This is a genomic window from Nocardia sp. NPDC055050, from assembly GCF_053608345.1.
Genome location: NZ_JBSGVG010000004.1, coordinates 47,497 through 66,618 on the forward strand (window position 1 = coordinate 47,497; position 19,122 = coordinate 66,618).

Genomic DNA, 19,122 nt, shown 5'->3' on the forward strand with positions numbered 1-19,122 from the left:
TGCGCGGGCGGCGTCCGCTACAAGTGGACGAACGTGAAACCCGCTGCGCGCAGGGCCGGTAGCGCCGCGGCCATTCCGGCCGCGGTCCCCGATCGGGGACGGTGCAGATGCGCGAGCGCGATACCGCCGGGAGTGGCCGCGCTCATCGCCTTCTGCACCTGTGCCGCCGATGCGGTTGCCCCGAAGTCGGCATTGACGGTGAAACCCAGTGGGGTCTCGCCCAATTCGTTCACGATCGCGACCGCCACCTCGTCGTAGTGCGCGGTGCCCGCGCGAAAGAATCGCGGCGCGCGGCCGGTGAGCTCGATGATCCGCTGGTGGTTGTCCCAGACCTCGTACGCGGCCTCCTCAGCGGAGGCGGTGCCCGCAACCTTGTAGGCGGACCGGCCCGACACCGAGAGCGGCTTGTGCGCGCCACCGTGATTGGCCAGTTCGAACAGCGGATTCGCCGCCAGTCGCTGGACCCGAGCCGGATCGGCGTCGACCCAGCGTTTGTTGAGGAACAGGGTGGCCGGGATCTGTTCGGCGATCAGCAGGTCGATCAGGGCCTGGTCGAGGTCACTGTTGCCGGGACCGCCGCACGCGTCGAACGTGAGCGCGAACCGCTTGCCGCCCGCGGGGAGGCCGCTGGTGATGCCGGGCAGATCGACGCCCCACTGATGCGGGACGGCGCCCGCGTGCCGGGCGGCCACCTGGGCGGGAAAGGGGACCGGCACCGCCTCCGGGGTGGCGATCGGGTGCGCGCTCACCGGCGCGGCAGGCAGCCCATCGGTGCGACCGGTTGACTCGGGTGCGGCCGAATCGCCTTGTGCGACAGCGCATCCTGTGGCAACCGCGGTGGTGAGAGCAGCGCAGGCGCCGAACAGCCGACGCCGCGACAAACCATTGCTGTGCACGATCCACCCCTCACGAACATGTTCGCTGGGATGTTATCGCCGAACCTGTCGCGGTGCTCGTCGAACACGTTCTAGCAGGTGAATCATTAGACACCGCAAGTAGCTGAGAATGAACCGGGCGCCGAGATAGCGGCGCCCGGTTCGACGACTCAGTGCTGCGAGATGGTGGACCAGCCCGGAACCTCGTCCGGGGTGCGCGGGCCGGGCCCGGTGTAGATCGCGGCGGGGCGGACCAGCTTGCCCAGCTGCTTCTGCTCGAGGATGTGGGCACACCAACCGGCGGTCCGGCCACAGGTGAACATCGCGGGCATCATGTGCGCCGGAACCTCGGCGAAGTCGAGGATGACCGCGGCCCAGAACTCGACATTGGTCTCGATGGCGCGATCCGGGCGACGCTCGCGCAGCTCGGCCAGCGCGGCCTGCTCCAGTGCGGCGGCCACCTCGAAGCGGGGGGCGTCGAGGCGCTGGGCGGTGGCGCGGAGCACGCGGGCGCGCGGGTCTTCGGCGCGGTACACGCGGTGGCCGAAGCCCATCAGCTTCTCTTTGCGGTCCAGGATGCCCTTGACCAGCGCCCGGGCGTCACCGGACTTCTCGACGGCCTCGATCATCGGCAGCACGCGCGCCGGGGCGCCGCCGTGCAGCGGGCCGGACATGGCGCCGATCGCGCCGGACAGCGACGCCGCCACATCGGCGCCGGTGGAGGCGATGACGCGGGCGGTGAAAGTGGAAGCGTTCATGCCGTGCTCGGCCGCGGACACCCAGTAGGCGTCGATGGCCTCGGTGTGGCGCGGGTCCGGGTCACCCTTCCAGCGGGTCATGAACCGCTCGGTGACGGTGTCGCACTCGTCGATCTTGCGCTGCGGAACGGCGGGCTGGTAGATGCCGCGGGCGGACTGCGCCACATACGACAGCGCCATCACCGAGGCGCGGGCGAGGTTCTCGCGGGCGGTCTCGTCGTCGATGTCGAGCAGCGGCTCGTAGCCCCAGATCGGGGCGAGCATCGCGAGGCCGGCCTGCACGTCGACGCGCACGTCACCGGTGTGTACCGGCAGCGGGAAGGGCTCGGCGGGCGGCAGGCCGCGACCGAACTCACCGTCGACCAGCAGGGCCCACACGTCGCCGAACGTCACCTGATCGGTGACCAGATCCTGGATGTCGACGCCGCGATATCGCAGGGCGCCACCGTCCTTGTCCGGCTCGGCGATGTCGGTGGTGAAGGCCACCACGCCTTCCAATCCGCTGACGAAATCCTGTGGTACCGAGCTGGTAGTCATGGTGACTCTCCTTGCAGGGGCATGCCGATATTTCTGAACCCTAGACCCGGACATACCGCGGAGTAATCTCGCCCCTATGCGTGACCTGGACCCCGCCGCGACCACCGCGCCCGACCTCGCCGCGATGCGTGTCGACTACGGCAATCCCCTGATCGTCGCTGCCACCGAACCCGATCTCGACGAGACCTGGGTGGCCGGTGGCTGGGAACCGTTGCTGCGCAGCTGGATCGAGCAGGCGCGCGGCGCCGGAGTCGCCGAACCCAACGCGATGGTGCTGGCCACGGTCTCGCTCACCGGCCCCGCCCCGCGACCGGTGGCGCGCACGGTCCTGTGCAAAGGACTCTCGCCCGAGGGCGTCACCTTCTATACGAACTACGACTCGGCCAAGGGCACCCAGCTCGCCGCCGACCCGTACGCGGCGGCGAGTTTCGTCTGGCCCGCGCTCGCCAGGCAGGTGCACGTGCGCGGCGTCACCGAGCGGGTGTCCGCCGCGGTGACCGCGGCGTACTGGGCGGCGCGGCCGCGGGAGTCGCGGCTGGGCGCGTGGGCTTCGCAGCAGTCGCAGCCGGTGGCCACGCGGGCCGAACTCGATCGCGTGCTGGCCGAGACGACGGCCCGATTCGCCGATGTCGACGACATTCCCGTGCCCCCGTTCTGGGGCGGTTACCTGCTGCGACCCGACGAGGTGGAGTTCTGGCAGGGTCGGCGCGGCAGGCTGCACAACCGCATCGTGCTGCGGATCGACGGGCACACCACAACGGTCCAACGTTTGCAGCCGTAACGAGCGGTGGCCTATGTCACTGCGCCTAAACATGGGATGACCGGGCCGCAGTGGCTAATCTGCGCTGAGTGAAGCTGCTCGCCGACACCGAACCCCTGCGTAATCGCGACTATCGCAGACTGTGGACGACCAATATCGTCACCGTCATCGGCGCTCAGCTCTCGGTGGTCGCGGTACCGCAGCAGATCTTCCAGATCACCGGCAGTTCCGGCTACGTCGGGCTGGCCGGTTTGTTCGGACTGGTTCCGCTGGTGGTGTTCGGGCTCTGGGGCGGCGCGCTCGCCGATGTGATGGACCGGCGCACCCTGCTCGTCATCACCACGGCTGGCACGGGCCTGACCGCGGTGGCGTTCTGGGTGCAGGCCGCGCTCGGGGTGAACAATGTGTGGCTCGTCCTCGGGCTGTTCGCCACCCAGCAGGCGTTCTTCGCGGTCAATCAGCCCACTCGCAGCGCCCTGATCGCCCGGTTGCTGCCGCCGGAGCTGATGGCCTCGGCCAGTTCGCTGAGCATGACGGTGCAGAACGTCGGCATGATCGCGGGACCGGTGCTGGCCGGTGTCCTGATCCCCGTGATCGGGTTGCCGATGCTGTATCTGATCGACTCGATCGCCCTGCTCGCGACGCTGTGGGCGGTGTGGCGGCTGCCCGCCTTCCCGCCGACCGGCGAGCAGCGCCGGGCCGGGCTGCGCGCCGTACTCGACGGATTCCGCTATCTCGCGGGTCAGCGCATCCTGCTCGCGTCGTTCGTCGTCGACATCATCGCCATGGTGTTCGGCATGCCGCGCGCGCTGTTCCCGCAGATCGCGCACGAGACGTTCCACGATCCGGCCGAAGGCGGGGTGGCGCTGGGCCTGTTGTTCGCGGCCATCGCGGCGGGATCGGTGATCGGCGGCGTGTTCTCCGGGTGGATACCGCGGGTGCGCAGGCAGGGGCTGGCGGTGATCGTGTGCATCGCGCTGTGGGGTGTGGCGATGGTCGGCTTCGGGCTCGCCGTGGGGTTGGCCGGGCACTGGTTCGGACTGGGCGTGTGGCTGTGGATCGCGGTGGCCTTCCTGGCGTTCGGCGGCGCGGTCGACATGGTCTCGGCGGCGTTCCGCACGGCCATGTTGCTCAATGTGTCCACCGACGAGATGCGGGGACGGTTGCAGGGCGTGTTCATCGTGGTCGTCGCAGGTGGGCCGCGGATCGGTGACGTTGCCCACGGTTTCGCCGCGGCGAGCATGGGTACTGCTGTAGCGGCTGCCGGTGGCGGCGTACTGGTGGTGATCGGCGTGGTGCTCGCCGCGCTGGCCTTCCCCGCCTTCGTGCGCTACCGGGTCACTCGTGCGCACTCCGCCGTGGCTGTGAATTGACTTGCGCGGCAAGGGGATTCGGAAACCGGATCCGTGTGCTCGGCAATCGTCGGGCACCGCCGCGCTGATGGTGTGGAAAACGGGATCGGCGCAGGTCCCCGGCCCTGCGCCGACCTCACCGCGGCACGTGACCGGTGTGAGAACAGGACAGGACAACCCTGATTGCTCGTCCTGACCGAACAACAGCTAGCGTTAGCGCAAGCGCACCTGTGCCGACCGCACCGGTGCCTACGGTTCTAGCCTGAGAGGGATCCTTCCGTGCCCGCTGAGAACATCACCAACGTCACCGAAGACGCCAAGGCGGTACTGCAGTACCCCGGTGGCGAGTTCCCGATCTCGGTCACCAAGGCCGCGGAGGGTAACGACGGGCTCGACTTGGGCAAGCTGCTGGCCAGCACCGGTTACGTCACCTATGACCCCGGTTTCATGAACACCGCGTCGACCAAGTCGGCCATCACCTACATCGACGGTGAAGCGGGCATCCTGCGCTACCGCGGGTACCCGATCGACCAGCTGGCGGGCCGCTCGACCTTCATCGAGGTCAGCTACCTGCTCATCTACGGCGAGCTGCCGACCCAGGCCCAGCTCGACGACTTCACCGATCGCATCCGCCGCCACACGCTGCTGCACGAGGACCTGAAGCGGTTCTTCGACGGCTTCCCGCGCAACGCGCACCCCATGCCGGTGCTGTCGTCCGCGGTGAACGCGCTGTCGGCGTACTACCAGGACTCGCTGGACCCGCGCGACCCCGAGCAGGTCGAGCTGTCCACCATCCGCCTGCTGGCCAAGCTGCCCACCATCGCGGCCTACTCGTACAAGAAGTCGGTCGGTCAGCCGTTCCTCTACCCCGACAACTCGCTGTCGCTGGTCGAGAACTTCCTGCGGATGACCTTCGGCTTCCCGGCCGAGCCCTACGAGGTCGACCCCGAGGTCGCCGCCGCGCTCGACATGCTGCTGATCCTGCACGCCGACCACGAGCAGAACTGCTCCACCTCGACCGTGCGCCTCGTCGGCTCCTCCGACGCCAACCTGTTCACCTCGGTGTCCGGTGGCATCAACGCGCTGTGGGGCCCGCTGCACGGCGGTGCCAACCAGGCCGTGCTCGAGATGCTCGACGAGATCAAGGCCAACGGCGGCGACGTCAAGGAATTCATCCGCAAGGTCAAGAACAAGGAAGACGGCGTGAAGCTCATGGGCTTCGGGCACCGCGTCTACCGCAACTACGACCCGCGCGCGACGCTGGTCAAGCAGGCCGCCGACAAGATCCTGTCGAAGATCGGCGGCGACGACCAGCTGCTCGACATCGCCAAGCAGCTCGAAGAGGCCGCCCTCACCGACGACTACTTCGTGTCGCGTCGTCTGTACCCGAACGTCGACTTCTACACCGGCGTCATCTACCGGGCCATGGGCTTCCCGACCCGCATGTTCACCGTGCTGTTCGCGATGGGCCGGCTGCCCGGCTGGATCGCGCACTGGCGTGAGATGCACTCCGAGCCGCTGAAGATCGGCCGCCCGCGCCAGATCTACACCGGTTACGGTGAACGCGACTACCGCGCGATCGACAACCGCTAGTTTCGATCCGCCGTTGTCGGCAACTTTGTTGGGTACAGCAATCTATCGAAGGGGATAGCCCGCATGACCAAGCCGGAGATCGAATTCCAGGAGGGCCCCGCGCCCACCGAGCTCGTCATTACCGACCTCATCGAGGGCGAAGGCAAAGAAGCGGTGGCCGGTGGCACCGTCGAGGTGCACTACGTCGGCGTCGAGTTCGACAACGGTGAGCAGTTCGACTCCTCCTGGGATCGCGGCGAGTCCCTCACCTTCCCGCTGCGCGGCCTGATCCAGGGCTGGCAGGACGGCATCCCCGGCATGAAGGTCGGCGGCCGTCGTCAGCTGGTGATCCCGCCGGACCTCGCCTACGGTGCCGCGGGCGCGGGCCACGCGCTCTCCGGCAAGACGCTGGTCTTCGTGATCGACCTGCTCAACGCGAACTGATCTCACCGCATTTCGGCCCGTGCCTCCTCAGGGAGGCACGGGCCGTTGCTGTTTCAGGGGTAAGGCACCCGCCTCGCGAGCCGCGGGGTAATGTGCCCCGCGTATGACGGAGCCCAACGGCTCCCGTGTGATTCGTTTCCAATGCGTTGTCCATGACAGTGACTTGTTCGATTCGCCCGGGGCCGGGTTCTTCGGGAGTTTCGGGAGGGAGATTCTCGATCATGTTCCAACACAAGGTTGTTCGCCGTGCGCTGGCCGTGGCGCTGCCCATCGCCGTGGCGGTGAGCGTGGCCGGGGTCGCGTCTGCGGAGGTCGACCAGCAGACGCAGTACGCGGCGGGATTGTCGAGTGCGGGGCAGGGCTACCGCACCACGGTCGCGCCGGACCTGCGCACCGTAGCCGCCTCGGTGGAGGAGGGCCGGTTCCTGCTCGCACCCGACCGGGCCCGGGTCATCGTCGAGTCCGCGACCGGCGATCCGATCGGGGAGGTCCCCACCTCGTTCACCACGGTCAGCGGCAATGTGATCGCCCTGGCGACCGAGATCGCGGCCGACGGGCGAAGCATGACGGTGACACCGCGGCCCACCGCGGAGGCGAGCGACGAACTGAAGACCATCGCGACCACCCCCACCGCGCAATTCCCCGACCCGGTCCAGAACGCCGCCGCCATCGGCGCAGGCATCGGCGCGCTCGTCGCCGCCGTCGTGTGCATCCCGATGATCACCACGATGATCCTCTACCTGCCGTGCGTCGGCCTGGTAGGTCTCCCGAACGCGTTGATCGGCGCGTTGATCGGCGCCGTGGTCGGCGTGGCCGCACCGCACATCATCCCGCAGGTCCTGCCCTGACCCTGAAAACCCCTGTGGCCCGGTCGAAACCGACCGGGCCGCGTTGGTTCAGCGAGTGAGCTCGGCGAAGGCGATGTCCCCGACGATCACGTGTTCGAGCCGGAGTAACCCGTCGCGGTGGATCTGGTGGAGCCGATACTCGCGGGCGTGCGCGTCGAGCCGGAACTCGAGCACCTCCGCTATCGCGAATTTCGGGTCGAGCATGACGACGAGGTAGAGCGGAATACCGACTCGCGCGTACTGCGCCTTCTTGTCGAGCAAGTCCTCGGCCGCTGTCGACGGCGACGACACCTCGACCACGATCAGTGCGTCGCCTGCCTCCGGCTTGTCTCCCGGCTGTTGCAGGCATCTGTATACCGTGACATCGGGACGGCGGAAGGTGAACTTCGGAACCCGCCAGAGCACCACGTCGATGTCGGTCTCGGCGCGGATGCACGGTTCGGTGCTCGGCAGGTCTTCCATGGCGCCTGCGAGGCGTCGGGCGATGCGGTTGTGCTCAGGTGACGGTGATTCGCAGAGGATGACGTGCCCGTGCACTACCTCGATCTCCCTGGAGACGTCCTCGGGGAGCTGACGGTACTGCTCTTCCGTCATCTGATGGGGTAGCGAGTCCACGGCCTGGATCGTCATGGGCCGAGCTTACCGACCGTGTTGCCGCCTCGACACTGTTCGTCGACGACTTCCGAAGGCGGTTGGTGGTGGGGTCACTCCCGGACGACTTCGACGGGGTCGGTGAGGGCGAGGGCGAGGGCGGATTGCTGGGACTGGCCTCGTGGGGGGAGGGCCTCGAGGGCCTTGCCGGTTTGGGTGTTGAGGTTGCCGACGATGTTCTGCAGGGCGCCGACGCCGCCGGTGAGTTGTTCGACGGCCGAGAGGAGTTGGGCGCCGCCCTGCTCGGCGAGGGTGGGCAGGCCCTTGGCGAGTTCGGCGCCCTGGGTGAGCTGGTCGCGGGCGCTGTTGAGGCGGGCCACGACGGTGCGCAGGAGGGTGCCCAGGTCGGTGTTGGGATCTACTGCGGCGCCGGTCAATTCGCTGAGGCCGTCGAGTTGGGTGCCTGCCTGGGTCGATACGCCGCGTAGCGCTTCGAGTTTGGTGATGATGTCGGCGAGCTGCGGGTCGCCCGCGAAGGGGAGGGCTTTCAGAAGGGGCAGGATCTGGTCGAGGCCGGAGCCCATGGCGGCCGCGCTGGATTGGACGCCGGCGATGGTGACGCCGGTGGCGCCGAGGGCATCGGCCAGCTGGTTCGCCTGCTTCGCCGCGCCGTCGACGGTCTGGTTCAGCAGCTCGATCGCCGAAGTGAGTTGGCCCGCACCCTCTTTCGCGTAGTCGAGGAACCCGAGCATCTGCTCCGCACCGCCACTGAACTGGCTCGCACCGTCGGCGGCGGCGTTCACGCCCGCGCTGAGCAGCTGGGCGGTGAACTGGACCGAGGTCATCTGGTTGCGTGCCTGCGAGACCGCGGCCAGCGCCGCGTCGACGCCGGACGCGCCGATCCGGTGCGTCACCACATCGACCGCGCCGTTCACCGTGTTCGTGTCGGCGCCGTCGTGGGTGGCGACGGTCACTTTGGCGCGCTTGGGTTCCGGGGTGGCGAGGGTGGCCATCGACGCGGTGAGGTCGGCGGGCAGGGTGATCACGGCGGCGTAGTCGCCCGCGTCGATCTCACCGGGCTTCGCGACAGTCCACTCATAGCCACCCGCATCCTGCACCGCCTTGGCCACACGCTCGCCGGTCGGCCCGGAATCAGCGTTGACGAGCGCGATCCCGGTCGGTGCGGCATCCTTGCCGGAACAGGCGACAGCACCGCCCGCCAGCGCGAGAGCAGTGGTGAAGCAGAGCAGGCGAGCGCGTTTGTCGATCACATCGGCGACGGTATCCCGGAGTTCGGTGCCGGACGTGGGAGATGTCTGAGAGTTCGTTGAGGAAGGGCTGCTCGAGGTAGCTGCCGGTATGCCGGTCGAGTACTGCGCGCGATCGCCGATCGATAGCTACCTGTTCAAACTATGCCTTGTGTCACAACATATTCCGCAATGCCGTAGTGGTTCGGTACAACTCTCGAGTCAATCGACATCGAGATTTTTTCGATTCGTCCGGGGGGTTCGGGGATTCTTCGGAAGCATCGGGAGGGAGAACCGAACATGTTCAGCCACAACATCACTCGCGCGGGTCGCCGTGCGGTCTTCGCCGCACTGCCGCTGGTCGTCGCGGCGTCGCTCGTCACCACGGGCACCGCGGCCGCTGATGTCACCGTCGCGCGTCAGGCCGAGATCGCCGCCGGGCTGGCAGGCGAAGGCGCCGCCGACGGCGTCGGCTACAAGACCACTGTCTCGCCGGACCTGCGCACCGTCTCCGCGACCGTCGACAACGGCCGCTTCGTGCTCTCGCCCGACTCCACCAACGTCGCGGTCATCTCCGCCACCGGAGACAAGGTCAGCGAGCTGCCGCTGACGATGACCACCGTCGGTGGCAACAACATCGCGCTGGCTTCGGTCGTCTCCGAGGACGGCCGCACGCTGCAGATCGCCCCGCAGCTGTCCGCCGCCACCACCGACGAACTGAAGAGCATCGCCACCAACCCCGAGGCCGGAAACCACGACCCCGTCCAGAACGGTGCGGCCGCCGGTGCCACCATCGGCTTCCTGACCGCGGCGATCCTGTGCATCCCGGGCCTGGCCGCGTTCATCATCGGCTACTTCCTGTGCGCGTTCACCTCGGGCGTCTCCTTCGCGATCACCGGCGCGGTGCTCGGCGCGGTGATCGGCCTGGTCATCCCGGAGTCGATCCCGCAGGTTCTCCCCTGATTCCAGCTTCAGTCGCTGGTTGTTAACTGTGCGGTATTCTCGCGAGTGTCTTCACCCCGCGCCGATCAGGCGCGGAACTCACGAGAGTGGAGGTTCGATGTCCGACACCGACGATGTCAAAGCCAAGGCCAAGGCCGAGGGCGAGAAGATCGAGGCGGAAGCGAAGAAGGCAGCGGCCAACGTGAAGGAAGCTGCCGAGCGCGCGGCGGGCAGAGTGAAGGACGCTTTCAAGAGCGACAAGTAAGTAGCGAGCTCGGCCCCGCATCCACGGTCATCGTGGGTGCGGGGCTTTCGTGTTTCTACTGGGCCGGTCGCGCGGGCAGGTCGATGACGAGACGGGCGCCGCCGAGTGGACTGTCCTCGAAGTACGTCAGCCCGCCGTGCAACTGGGCCTGCTGGGCCACCAGCGCGAGGCCGAGGCCCGAACCGCCCTTGGTGGCGTTGGCGCCGCGGGCGAACCGCGCGAAGACCGCCTCGCGTTCGCCGGGCGCGACGCCGGTGCCGTTGTCGTCGACGGCGATGACGATCCGGCCGTGCGCGGTGCGATGCGCCGACACGACAGCGGCGGTGGCGCCGCCGTGCTTCACCGAATTGGTGAGCGCGTTGTCGACGGCCAGCCGCAGGCCTGCGGGCAGGCCCCGGGTCACCAGTTCGGCGTCGGTGTCGATGCGCACCGCCAGGCCGGGGTTGTGGCGCATGGCGTCGTGGGCGGCCTGGTCGCACAGGTCGGCGACATCGGTGGGGACGTGATCGGTCTCGGCGGTGAGATCGCCGCGGGCGAGCCGTTCCAGCGCGGACAGGGTGGTTTCCACCCTGGTCTCGTTGCGGGCGAGGTCGTCGAGGATCTCGCGACGCTGGTCGTCGGTGAGGTCGAGGGTGCGCAGGACCTCGAGGTCGGTGCGGATCGCGGTGAGCGGGGTGCGCAGTTCGTGGGCGGAGACGGCGGCGAAGTCGCGGGCGGTTTCCAGCGCGGCGGCGGTCTCGGCCTGGGCCTGGTCGACGCGGGCCAGCATGGTGTTCACCGCGTCGGCCAGCTTCACCGCTTCGTCGACACCGGAACCGTCGACCGGGCGATCGTGCTCGTCCGGCCCACCGCCCGTGCTGCGGGCCGACACCTGCTTGGTCAGCTTCACGATCGGGCCGACCGCACGCCCGGCGAGCAGCCAGCCCAGCGCCGCCGCGGCCGCCACCGCGATCGCCGCGCCCGCGAGGACCCAGCGTTGCTGGTCGTCGGTGGCCTTGGTGGCCTCGGTGGTCGGAATGGCCAGCGAGACAGTGCGACCCGCGGGCTGGTTCTCGGTGGTGGTGAGCACCCGATAGGGCTGGTCGTTCAGCTCGACGGTCTGCGAGCCGGGGGGCAGATCCGGCAGCTGGGTCGAGCTCGACGCGGTCACCTGGCCGTCGTCGCGCACCGTGAGCGCCATGGTGTTCTGCAATCCGGTCAGGTTGACGAACCCGGTTGCCAGCACCGGCTCGATCAGCACGATGCGCGAAGCGATTTCCAGTTGCTGATCGGTTTGGGTGACATTATTGCGCTCGATTGCTTGAAAACCCACGAAAGCGGCGATCGTGACGATGATGACGGCACCTGCCGCAGCCGCCCCCGCGACTCTTGTCCGGAGCGAAAACGATTGTCTGCGACGACGTTTCAGCGGTTGTTCGGAGATCATTTCGATTCCCGGAGTACGAAACCCACCCCGCGAATCGTGTGCAAAATCCTTGGCGTGTCATCTATTTCGAGTTTCCTGCGCAGGTATCCGACGAACACGTCCACCACATTCGTATCGGCTATGAAATCGTAACCCCACACCAATTCCAGCAGCCGTTCTCGCGTCAACACCACACCGGCATTCCGGGCGAGCGTCGACAGCAATTCGAATTCCCTTTTGGTGAGCTCGATTTCGCGCCCGTGCAGTAGTGCGCGATACCCCGCGACATCGACCAGCAACGGCCCGACCGTCAGCGCGCCGGGCGCCACGGGCTCGGGTGTGTCGGTGCGGCGGCGCAGCAGGGCCTTGATCCTGGCCACCAATTCGGCCAGCTCGAACGGTTTCACCAGGTAGTCGTCGGCGCCCGACTCGAGACCCGCGATCCGGTCGTCCACCGAAGCACGGGCGCTGAGCACGCAGATGGGCACGTCATTGCCCATCGCCCGCAAGGCCGTGACCACCCCGGCACCGTCGAGGACCGGCATGTTCATGTCGAGGACCACCGCGTCGGGCGCCTGCTCGGCGACGGCGCGCAGCGCGGCACCACCGTCGCGCGCGACCAGCACCCGGAAACCGGACAGTCGCAGGCCGCGTTCGACCGAGGCGAGAACGTCCTCGTCGTCATCGACGACGAGAACGGTAGAGGAAGTCACGTGGTGAGCTTATATTTCTGGCGGCGCGGGCGCCGCGGGGTCTCGGCCTGGTGCCCTCGATCTTCCCTCCCGGCGGGCACTCCTTCGTCGCACCCTCTGGTCAGTCCGGATCGAGGCGGCCGAGACGCCCCTGCGGGGCTGCGAAGACCTCGGATGTCTACGGGGTCGGCGAGACTGGATCGTTGTCCTGTTCGGGGGTGGCGGTCGGCGTGATGCTGCCCAGTGGTGGGTTGGCGAGGATGCGGTCCGCCAGGGCGGTGAGGACGTGGGGGTCCTCGATGGTGGCGGGGGTTTCGACGTGTTCACCGGCGGTGAGCTGGCGGATCGTCTTGCGCAGGATCTTGCCGGAACGGGTCTTGGGCAATCCGGTGACGATGATCGAGTCGTGCAGGGTGGCGATCGCCCCGATCTGGGCACGCACCCGGTCGTCGAGTTCGGCGCGCAACTGCTGCTGGTCGATCTCGACGCCCTGCTTGAGCACCACATAGGCCAGCGGGAGGCTGCCCTTGAGCTCGTCGGGCATGCCGATCACCGCGCATTCGGCGACGGCCTCGTGCCCGGCGATGGCGGCCTCGATGCTGCCCGCCGACAGGCGATGCCCGGCGATGTTGATCACGTCGTCGCTGCGCCCGAGGACGTAGAGATAGCCGTCCTCGTCGAAGTAGCCGGAGTCGCCGGTGAGGTAATGGCCGGGGAAGGCCGACAGGTACGAGCGGATGAAGCGATCCCGGTCGCGCCACAACCCGGTCAGGCAGCCGGGGGGCAGCGGCAGCCCGATGACGATGTTGCCCTCGGTCCCGGCCGGAACCGCGTTGCCGTTCGCGTCGAGCACGCGCAGCCGGTAGCCGGGCACCGGCACACTCGCCGAACCGGGCTTGACCGGCAGTTCCTGCACGCCGAGCGGGTCGGCGCAGATCGGCCAGCCGGTCTCGGTCTGCCACCAGTGATCGACCACCGGGGTGTCGGGATGATCGGCCAGCAGGGTGTTCGTCGCCCAGTCGAAGGTGGCCGGATCCAGGCGCTCGCCCGCGCAGAACAGCGCGCGCAGCCGGGACAGGTCGTGGCGGTGGGCCGCGGTGGCGTCGGGGTCGGCGCGGCGGATCGCGCGCAACGCGGTCGGCGCAGTGAACAGCACCCGCACGTCGTGCTCGTCGACGATCCGCCAGAACGCGCCCGCGTCGGGGGTGCCGACCGGTTTGCCCTCGTAGAGCACCGTCGTCGCGCCGACCAGCAGGGGTGCGTAGACGATGTAGGAGTGGCCGACGACCCAGCCCACATCGGAGGCGGCCCAGAACACCTGACCAGGGCCGACGTCGTAGATATTGCGCATCGACCAAGCCAGCGCCACCGCGTGTCCGCCGTTGTCGCGCACCACGCCCTTCGGCTTACCGGTGGTGCCGGAGGTGTAGAGGATGTAGAGCGGATCGGTGGCGGCCACCGAGACCGGATCGGCGGGCGCCGCACCGTCGACGCAGTCGTCCCAATCGACCCAGCGCGCGGCGACGGTCTGCTCCGAAGACGGCAGCACGTCGGTGGCGGGCAGGGCGGCCGGGAACTCGATCGTCGTGAACTGGGGCCGCTGCTTCACGATCACCGTGCGTACCGACGCGGTCTCGGCGAGATCGAGCGCGGCCATCACGATCGGCGGGTAGTCGATGCGGCGGTTGGGTTCCAGGCCGCCCGAGGCCGTGATGATCAGGACCGGCTCGGCATCGTCGATGCGGGCGGCCAGCTCGGGTGCGGCGAACCCGCCGAACACCACCGAGTGCACCGCGCCGATGCGGGCACAGGCCAGCATCGCGATCACCGCTTCGGGAATCATCGGCAGATAGATCACCACCCGATCACCGGCCACCACACCGAGATCGCGCATGGCTCCCGCGAACTCGGCCACCGCGTCGAGCAATTCGGCGTAGGTGTAAATCGTGGTGGTGTCCGTCATAGCGGAGGCATATATGAGGGCGGGTTGATCGGCGTGTCCACCCTGGTCGACAGTGCCCGCTCTGACGTGGCGGTCGAGGGCGTTCACGCAGGTATTCAGGCGGGCATCGGGGAACCACCGGGCCGACCGCTTATCGGCGGCATCGACGATCTGCTGCGGTTCGACATCCCACTCGATGCCCTGAGCTGCGGCGGACCAGAAGTCGGCTGGGTCGACCAGGCTGGTCTGATAGACCGGCCGGTACTCGTGTTCGGTGTCCAACCCCGTGACTCCCTAGCCTCGCTTCGATGCCCGCTCGATAGATCCAGATGATTGTGGCAGACTTCACGCGACACCCGAGGGGGTGCCGCGACCTTTGGTTTTGCCTACAACGGGCTGGTCATCGAGCGGACCTCTACCGGGAGTCAGCCAAGAAGTTATTGATCCGTTAGAATCCGATGTCACTTATTCGGGCAGTCGTAGACGCAATTTCTCGGCCAGCCGTAGTTCTCGGCCAGCAGCCACTGGCGAGCCACCATCGCGCCTGTGGAGGTTCGCCTCAGGCGTACGGTACGAGGCCAGTTTGGAAAGTGAGTGGGAGATGCGTGACGCCGCTAGGTCCGGCAGCAAACGCTGGGCGCTCGGCAACTGGGACCTGCGTTGGAAGGTTACGGCCGTGCTTGCCGTGCCACTCGCGGTCGCGGTCGGGCTCGGCGTGTCGAGAATTACCTCCGAGTTCTCGGAGGCCAACCGGCTCTCCAGTATCAACGAGCAGGTAGACACGATTCCGACGGTCACCGCGCTGAGTGCAGGCACGGCGAAGGTGGCCGGCAGTCAGTTGGTGCCGGCCGGTCCGGGGGTCACCCTGGTCACCGACAAGGACCTCGCCGATCTCGACGCCGCCGTCGCCGCGGCCGAGACCTCGCTCGGTCGGCTGACCGATCTGCCTGCCGCGCACGGCGCGCTGGAGCGGATGGTCAAGCAGGCCAAGAACGTGCGCGCGCAGGGTAAGGCGCTGTCGACGTCCGCCGAGCCGGTACTTTCCGGGGTCGAGCAGATGACCCAGGACAGCGTCAGCATCGTGGAGTCCACCATCGCTCAGGTGAGCGATCCGGTGATGGACACGGCCAAGCTGCGTCTGGTCGACTCGCTCAACACGCGTTCGGTGCTCGTCGACGAGCTCGCCGGTCTGGCCGGGATGCTGCGTGGGCAGGACACGGGGGCACAGACCTTCCTCACCGGTGTCGCGACCGAGAGCCATCTGCTCGACGTGCTGTCCAACCGCTTCCCCGACGGCGATCGGGTGATCGCCGACCTCAAGGCTCAGGCCGATATCCGGGCGAACCTGATCAGCAGTCCCGAGGTGTCCGCGGGCAAGCTGCCTGTTGGCGACTTGCGTACCTCGCTCTACTCGAGTTTGCAGGCCTACGAAGGCGTCGTGAACGAGGCCACCAAGGCCATCGAGGTCTCGATGGACGAGCTCACCGATGCGGCCGCCACCGGTGCCTGGACCTATACCGCTGTCGTCATCGCGACGATCCTGGCCGCGCTGCTGCTCGCCGTGTTCGTCGCCCGCTCGATGATCGTGCCGCTGCACCGCCTCCGGCTGGCCGCGCTGCGCGTCGCCGAGTCCGATCTGCCGCACGAGGTCGCCCAGCTGCGCAACGGTGCCGCGCCCGAGGACGTGCCGCTCGAGCCGATGCCGGTGCGCTCCGACGAGGAGATCGGCCAGCTCGCCCGCGCCGTCGACGATATCCACGGTCAGGCGCTGCGTCTGGCCAGCGACCAGGCGCAGATGCGTTCGCAGGTCAACGACATGTTCGAGACGCTGGCCCGCCGGTCCAAGTCGCTCGTCGACCATCAGCTCACCCTCATCGAGGCGATGGAGTACGACGAGAAGGACCCGCGCCTGCTCGAGAACCTCTTCCGGCTCGACCACCTCGCCGCGCGCATGCGCCGTAACGGTGACAACCTGCTGATTCTCGCGGGTACCAAGCAGCGTCGCACCAAGTCGGCCCCGGTCGAGATCGCCGACGTGCTGCGTGCCGCGATCTCCGAGGTCGAGGACTACGAGCGGGTCAAGCTCGGCGCCACACCGCGTGGCTCGCTGGTCGAACCGGCCGCCTCCGATATGGCGCACCTGTTCGCCGAGCTGCTCGACAACGCGCTGCGGGCCTCCCCGCCGGAGACCGACGTCAAGTTCACCTTCGCCCAGGCACACGACCAGGGTCTGCTGATCGAGGTCGCCGACCGCGGCATCGGTATGCCGCCTGCCGAGATGTCGGAGATCAACCACCGGCTCGAGCAGACCGCGGAGCCCGGTCCCGACACCGCCCGCCACATGGGTCTGTTCGTGGTCGGCCGGCTGGCCGAGCGCCACGGTCTCACCGTGCGCCTGCGTCCGACCTTCGATACCGCGCGCGATCCGGGCGTCACCGTCACCGTGCATGTGCCGGTCGGCCTCATCGTCGCCGGTGCCGGTGGCCCGGTGGTGCCGCCGCAGCAGGTGCAGCAGCAGAACGCGCCCGCACCGCAGCAGCAGCGACCGAACCCGCAGCAGCAGCAGCCGAGCAGCACCATGCAGACCCGCGCGATCACCCGCACCCCGGGTGGCAACGTGATGGTCACCGTGGATCCCGGAACCAGCGGGCCGCCGGCGGGTGCCGGTGGTGGGTTGCCGCAACGTCAGCCGGGCAACTCGATGGCTTCGGGCGTGGCCCAGGACGCGAACGAGCAGTCGTCGCCGTCGCTGCGTCCGCCCGCGCCGGGCCAGGGGAACGTGCCGCAGCGCGGCAAGCTCGCCGCGGCGAACCTACCCAAGCGCAACCTGGCGCCGGGTGGGCCGCAGCGCCCGCCCGCCGGGCCGGGCCAGCAGGGCCCGGGTGAGCAGAAGCCTGGTGGGCCGCCGCAGGCCGGTGGTGGGCTGCCGCAGCGTCAGCCGGGTGCGAACGGCGCGCCGTCGCGGGATTCCGCGCAGTCGCCGCGTGACGCGGCACCGCCCCAGCGCGACATGGCACCGCCGCAGCGCGATTCGGCACAGACGCAGCGGGGGAGCACCCCCGGTGGGTTGCCGCAGCGTTCGCCGGGCGCCAATGGCGCCCCGCAGCGTGATCCTTCGGTCGGGCTGCCGCAGCGCGATCCGTCGCCGCGGCTACCGCAGCGGGAGCAGACCGGCGGTCTGCCGCAGCGTGACCCGGCAACGGGTCTGCCGCAGCGCGATCCGTCGACCGTCCTCCCGCAGCGGGAGCAGACCGGTGGCCTGCCGCAGCGTGACCCGGCAACGGGTCTGCCGCAGCGCGATGCCGCGAACGCCCAGCGTGATCCGGCGCAGTCGACCGGGTTGCCGCAGCGTGGTCAGGGCAGCGCTGCGCCGCAGCGTGATTCCGAGCCCGTGCAGCGTGACCCGTCGACCGGACTCCCGCAGCGGGGCAACGCCTCCGGTGGCCTGCCGCAGCGCGATCCCGCGCCGCGCCTGCCGCATCGGGATCAGTCCGGTGGTTTGCCCAGGCTCGATCAGACCGGTGGTCTCCCGCAGCGTGAGCAGACCGGTGGTCTGCCGCAACGTGATCCGTCGACCGGCCTACCGCAGCGGGACCAGACGGGCGGTCTGCCGCAGCGCGACCCGTCCAACGGCCTCCCGCAGCGTGAGCAGACCGGTGGCCTCCCGCAGCGTGATCCGTCCAATGGTCTGCCGCAGCGTGAGCAGACCGGTGGTCTGCCGCAGCGTGATCCGGCCAACGGACTTCCACAGCGTGCCCAGCCCGCCCGTCCGGCCAATGGTCTGCCCCAGCGCGCAACCCCTGCGCCGCAGCAGGATTCGGCCGACAACGGTCTGCCCCAGCGCGCTCCGGCCGCGGGTCAACCGCAGCGGGACGCGCCCAACGGCCTCCCCCAACGCGCGGCTGCGCCGAATGGGCTGCCGCAGCGCGATCCCGGGGCTAGTGTTGTACCGCAGGCGAACGCCGGGCCAGGAGTGGCTCTGCCGCAACGGGATCGGGACCCTGCGGGGCCGGATAACGCTGCGTCGGCAGGGCGTGATCCGGGTCGGCACAGCTTCCGGTCCAATCCGGTCAAGGCTGCGTCGTTCTTCCAGACCAGGTTGCAGCCGGCACCGGAAGGTGATTCCGTGATGGGCGGAACACCGATCTTCGCCGAGATGATGTCGGCGTGGCTCACGGACGAGAATTCCGACCGGAACCAGATGGCTGCCGCCTTCGAATCACCGGGTGACGAGGGTTGGCAGGCTGCACGCGCGGCCAGCGAAGCTCAGTCCGAGGTGCGTACCGCCGCCGGCTTGCCTCAGCGCAGTCCGGGCGGAAGGCTTGTGCCGGGTGGTGTGAGCGGCACCGCTGATCGCACCCCGCAGCAACGCGATCCCGCCACGATCCGGAACAGCCTGAGTCGTCACCAGCAGGGTGTCCGGGATGGCCGCGCAATGAAGGCAATGAACCTAACCGGAGATAAAGGAGACCGATGAACCCCGATCTAGGTGGTACGAACCGTCAGCTGGATTGGCTGGTTTCGAACTTCGCCAACGAGGTTCCTGGCGTAGCCCATGCCGTCCTGGTCTCGGCTGACGGACTGTTGATGGCCGCGAGCGCTCAGCTCCCGGTCGACCGCGCAGAACAGCTCTCCGCGGTGACCGCCGGACTGGCGAGCCTTTCCGTCGGCGTGTCGAATCTGTTCGAAGGCGGTACGGTACTCCAGTCCGTCGTGGAGATGGAGCACGGATACCTGCTGCTCATGGCAGTCGGCGACGGCTCCTACCTAGCGGTCCTGACCAACACCTCGTGTGACATCGGTCAGGTCGGCTACGAAATGGCACTTCTGGTCGAGCGCGTTGGCCAGACGGTCCAGGCCACCCCGCGCGTCACGATGGGTTCCTGATGGTG

At 68.4% G+C, this 19,122-nt stretch carries 16 protein-coding genes; 9 read left to right on the forward strand and 7 right to left on the reverse strand.

What is annotated here, in order from left to right; translation table 11 throughout:
* Positions 1–17: 17 nt before the first annotated feature.
* Positions 18–896 carry a polysaccharide deacetylase family protein gene (locus ACWGCN_RS06190; RefSeq protein WP_452459876.1) on the reverse strand — a complete coding sequence of 293 codons (879 nt, stop codon included), beginning with the start codon at positions 894–896 and terminating at the stop codon, positions 18–20.
* A 149-nt stretch (positions 897–1,045) separates the two neighbouring features.
* Positions 1,046–2,170 carry a citrate synthase 2 gene (locus tag ACWGCN_RS06195; RefSeq protein WP_101464507.1) on the reverse strand — a complete coding sequence of 375 codons (1,125 nt, stop codon included), beginning with the start codon at positions 2,168–2,170 and terminating at the stop codon, positions 1,046–1,048.
* Between the two features lie 76 nt (positions 2,171–2,246).
* Between ACWGCN_RS06195 and pdxH the strand changes: the two genes are divergently transcribed.
* The 5 genes from pdxH (at position 2,247) to ACWGCN_RS06220 (ending at position 7,146) form a co-directional block, all read left to right on the forward strand.
* Positions 2,247–2,951 carry a pyridoxamine 5'-phosphate oxidase gene (gene pdxH, locus ACWGCN_RS06200; protein ID WP_387446404.1) on the forward strand — a complete coding sequence of 235 codons (705 nt, stop codon included), beginning with the start codon at positions 2,247–2,249 and terminating at the stop codon, positions 2,949–2,951.
* 68 nt (positions 2,952–3,019) lie between these two features.
* Positions 3,020–4,303, forward strand: a complete 1,284-nt coding sequence (locus ACWGCN_RS06205; RefSeq protein ID WP_378990491.1) for an MFS transporter — start codon at positions 3,020–3,022, stop codon at positions 4,301–4,303.
* Positions 4,304–4,561: 258 nt separating this feature from the next.
* Positions 4,562–5,875, forward strand: a complete 1,314-nt coding sequence (locus ACWGCN_RS06210) for a citrate synthase (protein WP_101464504.1) — start codon at positions 4,562–4,564, stop codon at positions 5,873–5,875.
* Between the two features lie 63 nt (positions 5,876–5,938).
* Complete coding sequence (locus ACWGCN_RS06215; protein ID WP_378990490.1) at positions 5,939–6,298, forward strand: FKBP-type peptidyl-prolyl cis-trans isomerase; 360 nt, start codon at positions 5,939–5,941, stop codon at positions 6,296–6,298.
* Positions 6,299–6,519: 221 nt separating this feature from the next.
* Positions 6,520–7,146 carry a hypothetical protein gene (locus tag ACWGCN_RS06220; RefSeq protein ID WP_378656463.1) on the forward strand — a complete coding sequence of 209 codons (627 nt, stop codon included), beginning with the start codon at positions 6,520–6,522 and terminating at the stop codon, positions 7,144–7,146.
* 48 nt (positions 7,147–7,194) lie between these two features.
* Here ACWGCN_RS06220 and ACWGCN_RS06225 read toward each other — a convergent pair whose 3' ends face one another.
* Together ACWGCN_RS06225 and ACWGCN_RS06230 are read right to left on the reverse strand one after the other, a co-directional pair.
* On the reverse strand, positions 7,195–7,776 hold the full coding sequence (locus ACWGCN_RS06225; RefSeq protein ID WP_387446408.1) for a Uma2 family endonuclease: 582 nt from the start codon (positions 7,774–7,776) through the stop codon (positions 7,195–7,197).
* 74 nt (positions 7,777–7,850) lie between these two features.
* Positions 7,851–9,008, reverse strand: a complete 1,158-nt coding sequence (locus tag ACWGCN_RS06230) for a hypothetical protein (RefSeq protein ID WP_452459820.1) — start codon at positions 9,006–9,008, stop codon at positions 7,851–7,853.
* A gap of 276 nt (positions 9,009–9,284) precedes the next feature.
* Between ACWGCN_RS06230 and ACWGCN_RS06235 the strand changes: the two genes are divergently transcribed.
* Both ACWGCN_RS06235 and ACWGCN_RS06240 read left to right on the forward strand, forming a co-directional pair.
* Positions 9,285–9,947 carry a hypothetical protein gene (locus ACWGCN_RS06235; protein WP_379312424.1) on the forward strand — a complete coding sequence of 221 codons (663 nt, stop codon included), beginning with the start codon at positions 9,285–9,287 and terminating at the stop codon, positions 9,945–9,947.
* Between the two features lie 97 nt (positions 9,948–10,044).
* Positions 10,045–10,191 (forward strand): hypothetical protein, encoded by a 147-nt coding sequence (locus tag ACWGCN_RS06240; protein WP_378990486.1) that lies wholly within the window; start codon positions 10,045–10,047, stop codon positions 10,189–10,191.
* Positions 10,192–10,246: 55 nt separating this feature from the next.
* On the opposite strand, the gene ACWGCN_RS06245 is transcribed toward ACWGCN_RS06240, so the two are convergent.
* The 3 genes from ACWGCN_RS06245 to ACWGCN_RS06255 all read right to left on the reverse strand — a co-directional run bounded on the left by ACWGCN_RS06245 (position 10,247) and on the right by ACWGCN_RS06255 (position 14,512).
* Complete coding sequence (locus ACWGCN_RS06245) at positions 10,247–11,503, reverse strand: sensor histidine kinase (protein ID WP_452459819.1); 1,257 nt, start codon at positions 11,501–11,503, stop codon at positions 10,247–10,249.
* A 110-nt stretch (positions 11,504–11,613) separates the two neighbouring features.
* A complete protein-coding gene (locus ACWGCN_RS06250; RefSeq protein WP_101464499.1) occupies positions 11,614–12,309 on the reverse strand; it encodes a response regulator transcription factor in 696 nt (231 codons plus the stop codon).
* A gap of 157 nt (positions 12,310–12,466) precedes the next feature.
* Positions 12,467–14,512 carry an AMP-binding protein gene (locus ACWGCN_RS06255; RefSeq protein WP_378990484.1) on the reverse strand — a complete coding sequence of 682 codons (2,046 nt, stop codon included), beginning with the start codon at positions 14,510–14,512 and terminating at the stop codon, positions 12,467–12,469.
* Between the two features lie 319 nt (positions 14,513–14,831).
* Between ACWGCN_RS06255 and ACWGCN_RS06260 the strand changes: the two genes are divergently transcribed.
* Entirely contained in the window at positions 14,832–18,707 is a 3,876-nt protein-coding gene (locus tag ACWGCN_RS06260) for an ATP-binding protein (RefSeq protein ID WP_452459818.1), read from the forward strand.
* Complete coding sequence (locus tag ACWGCN_RS06265; protein WP_011207200.1) at positions 18,704–19,117, forward strand: roadblock/LC7 domain-containing protein; 414 nt, start codon at positions 18,704–18,706, stop codon at positions 19,115–19,117. The genes ACWGCN_RS06260 and ACWGCN_RS06265 overlap by 4 nt, the downstream gene beginning before the upstream one ends.
* The last annotated feature ends 5 nt before the right edge of the window (positions 19,118–19,122 follow it).

Excerpts from the sequence above, each read along its gene's own strand:
- ACWGCN_RS06195 (WP_101464507.1), bottom strand. The coding sequence starts at position 2,170 with ATGACTACCAGCTCGGTACCACAGGATTTCGTCAGCGGATTGGAAGGC.
- pdxH (WP_387446404.1), top strand. The coding sequence starts at position 2,247 with ATGCGTGACCTGGACCCCGCCGCGACCACCGCGCCCGACCTCGCCGCG.
- ACWGCN_RS06215 (WP_378990490.1), top strand. The coding sequence starts at position 5,939 with ATGACCAAGCCGGAGATCGAATTCCAGGAGGGCCCCGCGCCCACCGAG.
- ACWGCN_RS06220 (WP_378656463.1), top strand. The coding sequence starts at position 6,520 with ATGTTCCAACACAAGGTTGTTCGCCGTGCGCTGGCCGTGGCGCTGCCC.
- ACWGCN_RS06225 (WP_387446408.1), bottom strand. The coding sequence starts at position 7,776 with ATGACGATCCAGGCCGTGGACTCGCTACCCCATCAGATGACGGAAGAG.
- ACWGCN_RS06235 (WP_379312424.1), top strand. The coding sequence starts at position 9,285 with ATGTTCAGCCACAACATCACTCGCGCGGGTCGCCGTGCGGTCTTCGCC.
- ACWGCN_RS06240 (WP_378990486.1), top strand. The coding sequence starts at position 10,045 with ATGTCCGACACCGACGATGTCAAAGCCAAGGCCAAGGCCGAGGGCGAG.
- ACWGCN_RS06260 (WP_452459818.1), top strand. The coding sequence starts at position 14,832 with ATGCGTGACGCCGCTAGGTCCGGCAGCAAACGCTGGGCGCTCGGCAAC.
- ACWGCN_RS06265 (WP_011207200.1), top strand. The coding sequence starts at position 18,704 with ATGAACCCCGATCTAGGTGGTACGAACCGTCAGCTGGATTGGCTGGTT.